This is a genomic window from Achromobacter aegrifaciens, from assembly GCF_902859965.1.
Lineage (GTDB): Bacteria > Pseudomonadota > Gammaproteobacteria > Burkholderiales > Burkholderiaceae_B > Achromobacter > Achromobacter aegrifaciens.
Map to the genome: position 1 here is coordinate 160,972 of NZ_CADIKO010000004.1, position 13,077 is coordinate 174,048.

11 protein-coding genes are annotated in these 13,077 nt (G+C 66.1%); 4 read left to right on the forward strand and 7 right to left on the reverse strand.

Translation table 11 applies throughout. The features are described from left to right. Nucleotides 1-32: 32 nt before the first annotated feature. Nucleotides 33-419 (reverse strand): DUF350 domain-containing protein, encoded by a 387-nt coding sequence (locus HV793_RS25315; protein ID WP_054452914.1) that lies wholly within the window; start codon nt 417-419, stop codon nt 33-35. A gap of 89 nt (nt 420-508) precedes the next feature. Here HV793_RS25315 and HV793_RS25320 point away from each other — a divergent pair, with 89 nt between their 5' ends. From HV793_RS25320 to HV793_RS25330, 3 genes are all read left to right on the forward strand, one after another. Next, complete coding sequence (locus tag HV793_RS25320) at nt 509-2,020, forward strand: polyamine aminopropyltransferase (protein ID WP_054452916.1); 1,512 nt, start codon at nt 509-511, stop codon at nt 2,018-2,020. Next, complete coding sequence (locus tag HV793_RS25325; protein ID WP_175214115.1) at nt 2,020-3,654, forward strand: NAD(P)-binding protein; 1,635 nt, start codon at nt 2,020-2,022, stop codon at nt 3,652-3,654. Before HV793_RS25320 ends, HV793_RS25325 begins: the two co-directional genes overlap by 1 nt. A gap of 96 nt (nt 3,655-3,750) precedes the next feature. Beyond that, nucleotides 3,751-4,998: an NAD(P)/FAD-dependent oxidoreductase gene (locus HV793_RS25330; RefSeq protein WP_175214116.1), complete on the forward strand. Its 1,248-nt coding sequence runs from the start codon at nt 3,751-3,753 to the stop codon at nt 4,996-4,998. Nucleotides 4,999-5,046: 48 nt separating this feature from the next. On the opposite strand, the gene HV793_RS25335 is transcribed toward HV793_RS25330, so the two are convergent. The 3 genes from HV793_RS25335 to HV793_RS25345 all read right to left on the reverse strand — a co-directional run bounded on the left by HV793_RS25335 (nt 5,047) and on the right by HV793_RS25345 (nt 8,265). Continuing rightward, complete coding sequence (locus tag HV793_RS25335; RefSeq protein ID WP_013395026.1) at nt 5,047-5,841, reverse strand: ABC transporter ATP-binding protein; 795 nt, start codon at nt 5,839-5,841, stop codon at nt 5,047-5,049. A gap of 146 nt (nt 5,842-5,987) precedes the next feature. After that, nucleotides 5,988-6,875: an ABC transporter permease gene (locus tag HV793_RS25340; RefSeq protein WP_054452922.1), complete on the reverse strand. Its 888-nt coding sequence runs from the start codon at nt 6,873-6,875 to the stop codon at nt 5,988-5,990. 418 nt (nt 6,876-7,293) lie between these two features. Continuing rightward, a complete protein-coding gene (locus tag HV793_RS25345) occupies nt 7,294-8,265 on the reverse strand; it encodes an ABC transporter substrate-binding protein (protein WP_054452924.1) in 972 nt (323 codons plus the stop codon). A gap of 272 nt (nt 8,266-8,537) precedes the next feature. Between HV793_RS25345 and HV793_RS25350 the strand changes: the two genes are divergently transcribed. Further along, on the forward strand, nt 8,538-9,494 hold the full coding sequence (locus HV793_RS25350; RefSeq protein WP_175214117.1) for an aldo/keto reductase: 957 nt from the start codon (nt 8,538-8,540) through the stop codon (nt 9,492-9,494). 42 nt (nt 9,495-9,536) lie between these two features. On the opposite strand, the gene HV793_RS25355 is transcribed toward HV793_RS25350, so the two are convergent. From HV793_RS25355 to HV793_RS25365, 3 genes are all read right to left on the reverse strand, one after another. Further along, complete coding sequence (locus HV793_RS25355; RefSeq protein ID WP_119449996.1) at nt 9,537-10,508, reverse strand: Bug family tripartite tricarboxylate transporter substrate binding protein; 972 nt, start codon at nt 10,506-10,508, stop codon at nt 9,537-9,539. A gap of 192 nt (nt 10,509-10,700) precedes the next feature. Further along, complete coding sequence (locus HV793_RS25360; protein WP_175214118.1) at nt 10,701-12,242, reverse strand: malonate--CoA ligase; 1,542 nt, start codon at nt 12,240-12,242, stop codon at nt 10,701-10,703. Between the two features lie 5 nt (nt 12,243-12,247). Next, nucleotides 12,248-13,039: an enoyl-CoA hydratase/isomerase family protein gene (locus HV793_RS25365; RefSeq protein WP_119449998.1), complete on the reverse strand. Its 792-nt coding sequence runs from the start codon at nt 13,037-13,039 to the stop codon at nt 12,248-12,250. Nucleotides 13,040-13,077: the final 38 nt, after the last annotated feature.

Sequence of the window (13,077 nt, forward strand, 5' to 3'; positions counted from 1 at the left end):
TCCTGTCAGATCGAGTGCGGCGCGCGGCCGCGTCAGGTCAGGCTGGCGGCGTTGACGATGCCCGCGGCGATGGAAATCGAGCCGATCAGCCCGCCCATGGCGATGTTGTTTTCTTCGATGGCCTCGTTCATGCCGCGCACGGTCTGGGATACGCCCACGTACACGACCAGCTGCACCAGCATGGCCACCAGGCCCCACAGCAGGAACATGGCATAGCTGGCATGGATCGCGATGCTGGAGCACAAGGTGAAGCTGAAGCCGACCAGCGCGCCGCCATACGACAGCGCGGCGGCGATATTGCCTTCGCGGATCAGCTCGAATTCCTTGTAGCGCGTGACGGCCGTGTAGACCAAGGTGAAGACACCCAGCATGGCAAGCGCAGATGCCATGTAGATAAGATAGGTCACCACCGGATGCATTGCTTCTCCCATTGCCGCCCTCCTAATTGCGCGCAGTATATACGGCGCGTTCGATATACTGCGAACGCATTTTTCGTGTCGGACACCTCATGCGCGACCGCGTTCTCATCCTTTCGGTATTGATCGTCGCCTCCTGCGGTTTGGGCTATGAGCTCATCAGCAGCGCGCTGGCCAGCTATTTGCTGGGGGATTCGATACTGCAGTTCTCTTCCGTCATCGGCTGCTATCTCTTCGCCATGGGCATAGGTTCGTGGTTGTCAAAATATGTAAGAGACGAAGACGTTTTGAATCGCTTCATCGACGTGGAGCTGCTGGTCGCCCTGTTGGGCGGCGTCTCCGCCGCGGTGCTGTTCCTGGTCTTCGCCTGGCTTTCCGCGCCCTTCCGCGCCGCCCTGTATGTCGGCGTCTTCGTCATCGGCCTGATGGTCGGGATGGAGATTCCGCTGGTGATGCGAGTGTTCAATCAGCGCAAGGCCGAGTTCCGCGAGATCGTCAGCCGCGTGCTGACCTTCGACTACCTGGGCGCGCTGGCCGTGTCGCTGGTGTTTCCCCTGCTGCTCGCGCCCAAGCTCGGATTGCTGCGCACCAGTTTCCTGTTCGGCATCATGAACGCCAGCGTGGCGCTGTGGACCACCTGGCTGTTCCGCGCGGAACTGCGCAGGCCCGGCGAAAAAGCCATCCGCGCTGGGGTGGTGATCGGGTTCCTGGGGATGGGCTTCATCTATTCCGGCAGCATGACGGCCTGGGCCGAGAAAGGCCTGTACGGCGACGACGTGGTGCACGCGGAAACCACGCAGTACCAGCGCCTGGTGGTCACGCGCTGGCACGACGACCTGCGCCTGTACATCAACGGCAACCTGCAGTTCTCGTCGCGCGACGAGCACCGCTATCACGAAGCGCTGGTGCACCCCGGCCTGCAAGCCCTGCCCTGGGCGCGCAATGTGCTGGTGCTGGGCGGCGGCGACGGCCTGGCGGTGCGCGAAATCCTCAAGTACAAGAATATCGAACATGTGACGTTGGTGGATCTGGATCCGGCCATGACCGGCCTGTTCTCCCGCTCCGAACCGCTGGTCAAGCTGAACCAGGGGTCGCTGAAGGATCCCCGGGTCACGGTGATCAATGACGACGCCGGCCGCTGGCTGGAAACCCACGCCGAGGTCTATGACTACATCGTGGTGGATTTTCCGGACCCGTCCAACTTCGGCCTGGGCCGCCTCTACTCGGTGCCGGTCTATCACCTGATGGCGCGCCACCTGGCCGAGAACGGCTATATGGTGGTGCAGTCCACCTCGCCCTACTTCGCGCCGCGCTCATTCTGGAGCGTGGACGCCACCTTGAAGGAAGCCGGCCTGAACACCTGGCCGTACCATACCTACGTGCCGTCCTTTGGCGACTGGGGCTTCATTCTGGCCAGCAAGCGCCGCGACTACGAGCCGCCCACCACGATTACCGTGCCCACGCGCTACCTGGACCCGGTCACGACGCGCGAACTGTTCCACTTCCCCGCCGACATGCCCGCGCTGGCGATGCCTCCGAACCGTCTGAACGAGCAATCGCTCGTGCGCTATTTCGACGAGGACTGGCGCAAGGTCATCCGCTGATGCGGCGGCGCAGCTTCCTCTTGGGCGCGGCCACGGCCGCCGTCGCCGGCACCGCCGGGTACTACCGTTCGCGCATCGTCGAGACCACGCCGGAAATCCATTACCCGGGCATGCAGGCAGGCCATGCCTTGCGCGACGCAGCGGCCTGGCCGCAGCCCTCCGCCAGCCGCCAGCGCGACGTCGTGATCCTGGGCTCGGGCGTGGCAGGCCTGTCCTGCGCCTGGAAGCTGGCGCGCGAAGGGCACACGGATTTCCTGGTGGTGCAGGGCCCCGAACTCGAAGGCAACGCGGCCGCCGGCCAGCGCGACGGCCTGGACTACCCCTTGGGCGCGCACTACCTGCCGCTGCCCTCGATGGCCTCCACGCACATACGCGAAATGCTGGCCGATTTCGGCATCATCGAGCGCGGCGCAAGTACCCCCCGCCCCTACTACGACGAGACCGCGCTGGTGCACTCGCCCCAGGAGCGCCTGCTGCGCGGCGGCCATTGGGAAGAGAACCTGCTGCCCATGAGCGGGCTGCCGGAAGCGGACCTGGCGCAGCACCGCAAATTTCTTGCGCTGATCGATCGTCTGCACACGCAGACCGGCAACGACGGCCGCAAGGTCTTCAGCATTCCGCTCACGCTGTCGTCGCAGGACCCGGCCTGGCGCGCGCTGGACGCGATTACGTTCAAGCAATGGCTGGACCGCGAGGGCTATACCTCGCCCGCGCTGCACTGGTACCTGAACTATTGCTGCCGCGACGACTACGGCGCACAGTACGACGCGATTTCGGCCTGGGCGGGCCTGCACTACTTCGCCAGCCGCGACGGCCATGCCGAAAATGCCGGCGAAGGCGCGGTGCTGACCTGGCCTGGAGGCCTGTCGACGTTGATGCAGCGCATGCGCGACGCCATCACGAACAAGCTCGGCCATGCCGACTGGCTGGCCGCCGGCACGGCGGTCCGGGTACAGGAGACGCCTGCTGGCGCGCTGGTCACCTGCCTCGCCTCGTCTTCCAGCGCCTACACGGTGCAGGCGCGCCGCGCCGTGTGCGCGATGCCCTTGTTCGTGGCCCAGCGCATCCTGCCCGACATCCGCTCCTATGGCTACGATCCAGCGGTGCACGCGCCGCCGCACGCGCCCTGGATGGTGTCGAACTTCGTCATGGAAGGCTACCCGGCCGAAGCCCCGGGCGAACCGCTGTCCTGGGACAACGTCGTCTACCAGGGCAAGGCGCTGGGCTATGTCGTCTCCACGCACCAGCTGCTGCGCGTGGCCCGCACGCCGCGCTGCGTCTTCACGGCGTATCACGCGCTCAGCGGACAGACGCCCCAGGCCGCGCGCGAGTGGCTGGCCCGCGCCAGTCCGGAAGAACTGCGGGCCGAGGCCGCGTCCGACCTGGTCGCGGCCTACGGCAAGGAGTTCTGGCGCCATGCGCGCCAGCTGGAAATCACGGTGCGCGGCCACGCCATGGCCTCGCCGCTATGCGGCTACCTGTCCAATCGGGGATTGGCCGCGCTGCGCGACGTGGACGGTCCGGTGCTGTTCGCGCACTCAGACCTTTCAGGCTATTCCGTATTCGAGGAGGCCTCGTGGTGGGGCGTGGCCGCGGCAGGACGGATCATGGGCCAGAAGCCGCCGCAGGCCTGAAGTTCGCGCGCCGCATTTTCTCCGGCCGCCTGCAATACAATTCCGCGAGCTTGCCGGGCATCACGGCACCTTCTGACCGGACTCAGATAAAAAGACATGGGAAAGCACGTCGTTGTCCTAGGCGCGGGTATCGTGGGCGTCTGCTGCGCCCTGGAACTGCAGCGCCGCGGCCTGTCCGTCACGCTGGTGGACCGGCAGGAGCCGGGCCTGGAAACCTCGCTGGGCAACGCCGGCGTGATCGCGCGCAGTTCGCTGATGCCGTTCAACCACCCCGGCTTGTGGCCGCAGTTGCCGCGGCTGCTGAAGAACGACACCGTGCAGTTCCGCTACAAGCTGAGCTATCTGGCGCGGAACCTGGGCTGGGCCGCCCGCTTCCTGCTCAACGCCCGGCCGGCGGTGTTCAGGCAGACCGTGGAGGCGCTGGATGGCCTGATCCGGCTTTCGGCGCCCGAGCACCTGCGGCTGCTGAACGAATCGGGCGCGGCGCACCGGCTGCGCGATACGGGTTGGGTTTTCCTGTACCGCTCGGAACTGGGCTGGAACAGCGGCGAACTGTCGCGCAAGACCTTTGCCCAGTACCAGGTGCCGACCCAGGTCTTGCAGCCCGCGGAACTCGCGGAGATCGAACCCGCGCTTGCGCCCATCTTCCACCGCGCCCTGTGGATCCAGGGCTCCTACTCTGTCGATGACCCGCACGAAGTGGTCGCGGCCTATGCCGCCCTGTTCCGGCGCTCGGGCGGCGCGTTCCAACGCCTGACCGCCAGCGCCATCCGCCGCGAGGGCCAGGGCTGGATCGTGCAAGGCGCGCAGGGGTCCGGGTCAGTAGCGGCGGATCGATTGGTGGTGGCGCTGGGTCCCTGGTCGAAGGGCCTTTTGAAAACGGCGGGCATAGACCTGCCCATGGCGTTCGAGCGCGGCTACCACATGCATTACAGCGGCGCAGACGGCGCCAGCCTGACACGCCCGGTCTACGACACCGGCGGCGGCTACGTGCTGTCGCCCATGGCACGCGGGCTGCGCCTGACCACGGGAGTGGAACTGGACGCCTGCGAAGCGCCCGCCCGGCCGCTGCAGCTGGACCTGGCGGAGGCGCGGGCCCGCGAGGCGTTTCCGCTGGACCGGCGGCTGGACGCCGAGGCGTGGCTGGGGCGGCGTCCGACGCTGCCCGACAGCCGGCCGATGATAGGCGAAGCGCCGCGCCATCCCGGCCTGTGGCTGGCGCTGGGCCACCAGCACATCGGCTTCAGCACCGCGCCCGGCACGGCCAGGATACTGGGAGAACTGATGTGTGATGGCGGCGCTGCCTCGCGCCACGAGGCCTTCCGGCCGGGTCGGTTCATCTAGGGCGGCAGGAAGCCGCCGGCTGTGGTTCACACAACCGGCGCCTGGCGCTTACCCCAGCAACAGGGCGTCGTCCGAGATCTTCTCGCCGCGCACGCGCTCGAACATGGCCAGCAGATCCGGCACGTCCATGCCGCGGCGCTCGTCGCCCGACACATCCAGCACCACCTGCCCTTGATGCAGCATGACGGTGCGGTCGCCCACGTCCAGCGCCTGGCGCATGCTGTGGGTCACCATCATCGTGGTGAGCTGGCTTTCGGCCACGATGCGCGCGGTCAGCTGCAGCACGAAGTCCGCCGTGCGCGGGTCCAGCGCCGCGGTGTGCTCGTCCAGCAGCAGGATGCGCGAGGGCTGCAAGGCCGCCATCAACAGGCTGACCGCCTGGCGCTGACCGCCAGACAGCAGGCCGATGCGGTCGGTCAGGCGGTTTTCCAGGCCCAGGCCCAGCGTGGCCAGGCGCTCGCGAAAGCCCTCCTTCATGGAGGCCTTGACCGCGCGGCTGTAGCCGCGGCGCGCGCCGCGCATCTGCGCCAGCGCCATGTTCTCTTCGATGGTCAGGTCTTCGCAGGTGCCGGCCATGGGGTCCTGGAACACGCGGGCCACACGGCCCGCCCGCGCCCACACCGGCTGGCGCGTGACGTCGACGCCATTGATGTCGATGCGGCCGGAGTCGACCGGCAGGTCGCCCGACACTGCATTCAGGAAGGTGGACTTGCCGGCGCCATTGGAGCCGATGACGGTCACGAACTGGCCCGAGGGGATCTCCAGCGACAGGCCGCGCAAGGCGCGGGTTTCGATGGGCGTACCCGCGTTGAACGTGATTTTGAGGTCTTTTGCGGACAACATATTTCAGTACTCCATTGTGCAATCGCAGCACACAGGCCACATCAATTCCATACAGCCCGATCGGGGCCGCCGCGGAGCCGGCTTTGCCGGTCCGCGCGCGGCGCCCCCTTGAGGGGGAAGCGCCGCAGGCGCTTCGGGGGTGGGCCTCATCCTTTCTTGCCGACCAGGCGGCGCTTGAGCATGGGAATGACCAGGGCAAACGTGACCAGCACCGCAGTGACGAGGTTCAGGTCTTGCGCCTTCAGGCCGATGAAATCGCTGTTCAGCGCCAGGGCGATGAAGAAGCGGTAGACAATGGCGCCGATGATGACGGCCAGCGTGGCCAGCACCAGCTTGCGCGACGGCAGGATGCTTTCGCCCACGATCACCGCGGCCAGGCCGATCACGATGGTGCCGATGCCCATCGAAATGTCCGAACCGCCCTGGGTCTGCGCGAACAGCGCGCCCGCCAGCGCGACCAGCGCGTTGGACAGCGCCATTCCGCCCAGAATCATGCGGCCGGTGTTGACGCCCTGGGCGCGGGCCATGCGGCCGTTGGAACCGGTGGCGCGCACCGCCAGGCCGGTCTGCGTGGCGAAGAACCAGTCCAGCGCCAGTTTGGCCAGGATCACGATCACGATCAGGATCAACGGGCGGGCGACGTAGTCCGACAACCACTCAGGCTGCAGGATGGTGAATACGGTGGGTTCGGTGATCAGCGGGACATTGGGCTTGCCCATGATGCGCAGGTTGACCGAGTACAACGCGATCATCATCAGGATGCTGGCCAGCAGATCCATGATCTTGAGCTTGACGTTCAACCAGCCGGTGACCAGCCCGGCTGCGGCGCCAGCGATGGTGGCGATGACGGTAGCCATGAACGGGTCGGTGCCCGAGGCGATCAGCGTGGCACAGACCGCGCCGCCCAACGGGAAGCTGCCGTCAACGGTCAGGTCCGGGAAGCGCAACAGGCGGAACGAGATATACACGCCCAGAGCCACCAGGCTGAAGATCAGGCCGATCTCCAACGCACCTAACAACGAGAACAATGACATGGGTCAAATCCAATCAGTAAGAAGCGGGCATATTAAAAACTTGCACGAAGGCAAGAAACGAGCATATTAAAGAGTTGCCGCGTCGGATATCTTGCGTTTCGGGGTCAGTTTTACCCCAGCTTTCGCAAGAAACGTTTCCCTGCGAGGGATTTTCTCCGGTTTCCTGCCAAAGCCTTCCCGTGCCGGACGGCCGGGCCGCCAGCATGAGTCTGCAGGACCATTCAGGGAGCAAAAACGCCGGGCGGGCACAACGCCGTAAGGCGGGCCGCCGGCCATTCAAGACCAGCACATTGCGCCGGGCCGCGAGCATCTTGTGAATGCTGCCGCCCTGAAGACCATGGGGTAAGGCAAGACACCAGAACATAAAACAAGCCCCGCTCACGCCGGGTAGGCATGGCGGGGCGGGTACGGCTGATTATTACTTCACAACCACCGCGGCCGACTTGATGATCGCATCGGACAGGGTCACGCCCTGCTTGGCGGCAGCGCCCGGGTTCACGTAGAGCTCGAGCTTGGAGATGGTTTCCGAGGGAATGGCGCCGGGCTTCTCGCCCTTCAGGATGCGCACCACCACCTTGCCCGTCTGCACGCCCAGGTCGCGGTAGTTGATGCCCAGGGCGGCGATGCCGCCGCGCTTGACGCTGTCGGTGTCGGAAGCGATCAGGGGGATCTTGGCGTCGTTGCCGACCTTGACCAGCGACTCATAGGCCGACACGACGTTGTTGTCGGTGTTGGTGTAGATGACGTCGACCTTGCCGATCAGGCTGCGGGCTGCGGAAGCCACGTCTACCGAGCGCGGCGCTGCCGCTTCGACCAGGCTCATGCCCGACTTCGGCAGGATTTCCTGCAGCTTCTTCACGACCACGACCGAGTTGGCCTCGCCCGGGTTGTAGACGATGCCCACGCGCTTGGCGTTGGGGACGATTTTCTTGATCAGTTCGACCTGCTTGTCCAGGGCCAGCAGATCCGACACGCCGGTCACGTTCGTGCCCGAGGCGTCCATGCTGGCGACCAGTTGGGCAGCGACCGGATCGGTCACGGCGGAATACACCACCGGCACGTCCTTGGTAGCGGCGACGACGGCCTGTGCCGACGGCGTGGCGATCGCGACGATGGCGTCGGGCTTGTCGCCGACGAACTTGCGCGCGATCTGGGCGGCGGTGCCGTTGTTGCCCTGGGCGCTCTGGTATTGCCACTTCAGGTTCTTGCCCGGCTCGTAGCCGGCCTGCTTGAGGGCATCCTGCACCCCGTCACGCACGGCGTCCAGCGCCGGATGCTCGACGATGGCGGTGACCGCCACGGATTTCTGCTGCGCGGACACAGGCGCGGCGATAGCCATCGCCAGCGCCATGGCGCCAACCGTCAGAAAATGTTTTTTTCCGATCAGCATAGATAAGCTCCTTGAACCCTTGTTTTTGCTCATTATTACGGCGCCGCTGGCGGCTCCCCGCCGGCCGGACTAGCCATAAAGCCGTATAGTCTAACTTGCCGCCCACCCAAAGCGTTTCGGGGGAATCCCTGAAATGGTGCATGCCGCAACAGCATGCCCCGCAGCGGGGCGCAGCGGCGTCAATATACTGAAAAGCCCGGAATCGCAGCGGCCGGATCCGCAGAAACCGGACTTCTTTCGCGCCGCCAACCGCAGCATCCAGAGGCCTCACCATGATCAAACGCGCATTGGGCCGTTCCGGCCTGCAGATTCCTCCCCTCACCTTCGGCGGCAACGTCTTCGGCTGGACCGTGGACGAAGCCGGCACGTACTCGCTGCTGGACGCGCTGGTTGACGCCGGCCTGAACTTCATCGACACGGCGGACGTGTATTCGCGCTGGGTTCCGGGCAATCAGGGCGGCGAATCCGAGACCCTGATCGGCAAATGGCTGAAGCGCTCCGGCAAGCGCGACCGCGTGCTGATCGCCACCAAGGTCGGCATGGAAATGGGACCCGACGCCAAGGGCCTGACGCCCGCCTACATCCGCCGTTCGCTGGAAGCCTCGCTGGCCCGGCTGCAGACGGACCACATCGACCTCTACCAGTCGCACCAGGACGACCCCGACACGCCGCTGACCGACACCCTGGCCGAATACGCCAAGCACATCGAGTCCGGCAAGGTGCGCGCCATCGGCGCCTCCAACTACACCGCGGTGCGGCTGTCCGAAGCGCTGATCGCGAGCGAACGGCACAGCCTGCCGCGCTACGAGAGCATCCAACCGGAATACAACCTGTACCGCCGCGAACCCTTCGAGTCCGGGTTGCAAAGCCTGGTGAAGACGCAGCAGATAGGCACGATCAACTATTACGCCCTGGCCAGCGGATTCCTCAGCGGCAAGTACCGCAGCCCCGCGGACGCGGGCAAGAGCCCGCGCGGGCGCAAGATCGTCGACACCTATCTCAACGACCGCGGCTACCGGATCCTGAAAGCGCTGGACGAAGTGTCCGAGGACGCCGGCTGCACGCCCGCCCAGGCCGCGCTGGCCTGGCAGATCGCGCAACCCGGCATCACCTCGCCCATCGTCAGCGCGACCTCGCTCGAGCAACTGGACGAACTGGTCAAGGCGGCCAGCCTGGCGCTGACGCATGATCAGTTGGCCAAGCTGAGCCAGGCGAGTGAATGGCGGTGAGGGAGGGCGCGCGCCACGTGGCGCACGCCTGACTCGCGGCCATCAATCCAGCTTCACCCCCGAGTCCTTCACCACCTTGGCCCAACGCCCAACCTCGCTATCGACGAACTTGCCGAACTCGGCGCCGGTCAGGGTGGGCACGGCCGAGCCGTTGCCGGCCCAGGTTTCCTTGATCTTCGGCGCATTCAGGGCCTTGGTGATCTCGGCGCTCATCCGGTCCACCGCTTCCTTGGGCGTGCCAGCGGGCGCCCAGATCGCGTACCAGGTCGACACCACGTAGTTCGGTACGCCGGCCTCGGCGGCGGTGGGCACGTCGGGCAGCGATTGCGAGCGTTCGGTGGCAGCCACGGCCAGGGGCTTGATCGTGCCGGAGCGTATATGGCCGGCGGACGAACCCAGGCCGTCGAACGCCAGGTCCACCTGTCCGCCGATCAGCGCCGACAGCATGGGCCCGGCGCCCTGGTAGGGCACGTCCACCAGTTTGATGCCGGTCTGCATGGCGAACAGCTCGCCGGCCAGGTGATGCGTGCTGCCCTTGCCGGCAGTGCCGAAGTTGATTTCTCCGGGACGCTTCTTGGCGTAGTCGATCAATTCCTGCACCGTCTTCACCGGCAGCTTGGACGGATTGATGACGATGACCTGCGGCGGCTGGGCGACCAGCGCGACCGGCACGAAGTCCTTCTGGATGTCGTAGTTCAGGTTCTTGTACAACGAGGGGGCCAGCGCATGATGCGCGCCGCCCATGAAGAAGGTGTAGCCGTCAGGCCTGGCCTTGGCCGCGACGCCCGCGCCCACGGTTCCGCCCGCCCCGCCCTTGTTGTCGATGACCACGGGCTGGCCCAGCTGCGTGGTCAGTTGCTGCGCCAGCGGACGGGCAAAGGTGTCCGTGCCGCCGCCTGCGGGGAACGGGACGATCAGCGTGATCGGGCGTTCAGGCCATTGTGCGGCGGCGACGCCGCCAAAGCCCAGGGCGGCCACGGCGAATACGGCCGCGGCGGTGGTGCGATATTTCATATTGTCTCCTCTTGCTGCAGCATGGGGACGGCGCGGTTATGTGCGTCTCGTCTCTTGAAGTTTTTGTATGGAATGGGCTGCTGGGACTTGCGTTTTTTTTGGGGGCGAGCGCTCCTGAAAGATGGCCTGCGCATCACACGCCGGGCCTGAAGAAAACCCGCCCCCCAGATCGGGGAGCGGTCGGCGCGTACGTCAGAGCGCCTTGTAGGTTTCGCGCAGCACGTTCTTCTGCACCTTGCCCATGGTGTTGCGCGGCAGTTCGCCGATGATGTGCACGCGCTTGGGTACCTTGAAATTGGCGATGCGCGATTTCAGCTCGGCCTGCATCGCATCCGCGTCCAGCGCCGCGCCTTCCTTGGGCACCACCACGGCCACCACGGCCTCGCCGAAGTCGGCGTGCGGCACGCCGATGACCGCCGATTCGGCCACCCCGGGCATGTCGTCGATCAGCGTTTCGATTTCCTTGGGGTACACGTTGAAGCCGCCGGAAATGATCAGGTCCTTGCTGCGGCCCACGATGGACAGGTAGTCGGCGGGCACGTCGCGTCCCGCGGACTCGCCGCCCCAGCGGCCCACGTCGCCCGTCTTGAACCAGCCGTCGGCGGTGAATTCCTCGGCGGTCTTTTCCGGCATGCGCCAGTAGCCCGAGAACACGTTCGGCCCGCGCACCTGCACGTTGCCGATCTCGCCCGGCGCCAGCGCGATGCCGGCATCGTCGACCACGCGCACCTGCACTTGCGGCAGAGCGCGGCCCACGGTACCCGCCAGGCGTTCGCCCAGCTTGGCGTCATAGGGATTGGAGGTAAGCATGACCGTCTCGCTCATGCCATAGCGTTCCAGGATGGCGTGGCCGCTGCGTTTCTGGAAGTCCGAGAAGGTCTCTGCCAGCAAGGGCGCCGAGCCCGAGATGAAGAGGCGCATGTTGGCGCAGACGCTGCGGTCAAAGCGCGGGTCGGCCAGCAGACGCACGTAGTACGTTGGCACGCCCATCATCACGGTGCTCTGCGGCAGGTAGTGCAAGGCCTGGTCGACGTCGAGCTTGGGCAGCCAGATCATCCTGGCCCCTGCCAACAAGGCGCCATGCGAGGCCACGAACAGGCCGTGCACATGGAAGATCGGCAGCATGTGCAGCAGCACGTCGTCCGGGCGCCAACCCCAATAGTCGTGCAGCACGCGGGCGTTGGCGGCGAGGTTGCCGTGCGACAGCATCGCGCCCTTGCTGCGCCCGGTGGTGCCGGAGGTGTACAGGATGGCAGCCAGATCGTCGGGCTTGCGCGCGACGGTCTTGAAAGTCTGCGGCAGGCCGCCCGCGGCATCCAGCAGCGTGCCGCTGCGGTCTTCATCCAGCGTGTACACGTGCGCGGTGCCCGCCTTGTCTGCCGCGCGCTGCACCCAGTCCAGGTTCTTGCTGGCGCAGACCACCACGGCCGGCTCGGCATTACCCAGGAAGTACTCGATTTCCGATTCGCGGTAGGCGGTATTCAGCGGAAGGTAGACCAGGCCGGCACGCAAGGTGGCCAGGTACAGCAGCAGCGCTTCAGGCGACTTTTCGACCTGCACCGCCACGCGCGAACCGGCCGGCAGATCCAGCGAGGTCAGCAGATTGGCCAGGCACGCGGTGGCGCGATCGATGTCGTCCCAGGTGTATTGCAAGTCGGGCGTTTCCAGCGCGACTTTGCTGCGGTCTTTGGGAAAGCCGCCTTGCAGGACAGCATATAGATTAGCGTTGGTCACCTTGTCTAGTCTCCGGAAAAGGAAGGGTCCACGCCGGCCAGGAAGGCGCGCACGCCCTCCTTGTGGTCCCGGCTGTCGGCGTACGAGAAATAATCCTGGTATTCGTCTTCGGTCAAGGCGCCGCCGGCGGCGAGCCTGCGCGACAGGCGCTTGTTGATGCGGGCGGCCAGCGGCGCGCCAGCCGCGATGCGCTCGGCGCTGCGTTTGGCCGCGTCGACCACCTGGTCGTCGGGAACGACGCGCGTCAGCAGGCCCAGCTCGCGGGCCTCGGCCGCGCCGAACACGCGGCCTTCGAGCAGGATGGCCAGGGTGGCGGCGCGTCCGACCAAGGCCAGCAGGCCGCTCATTTCGTCCGGCGCCATGGGAAATCCCAGGCGGTTGATCGGCACGCCGAAACGCGCGGATTCGCCCGCGATCCGCAGATCGCACTGGCTGGCGATCTCAAGCCCCCCGCCCACGCATACGCCTTCGATCTGCGCGACGACCGGATGCGGACACAGGGCGACCGCCTGCAAGGCAGGCGCCAGCACCTGGCGGTGGTAGCGCTGCACGCCGGCCATGTCGCCGCGCTGCGCGGGGAACTCGCGAATGTCGGCGCCGGCGGCGAAGTTGCCGCCCTCGCCGCGCACGATCACGCAGCGCACGGTATCGTCCTGCGCAATGCGCGTGAATACGTCCCGCAGTTCATGCCACATGCCCACGGTAATCGCGTTCAGGCGCCCCGGGTGCGATAGCGTCACCCGCGCCAGATCGCCCTCGCGTTCCAGCAGCACGCGGCCGGCCACGTTGTCCGTCATGTCTCCTGCCCTCTTTCTTATGTAGTTGCGCCGCGGGC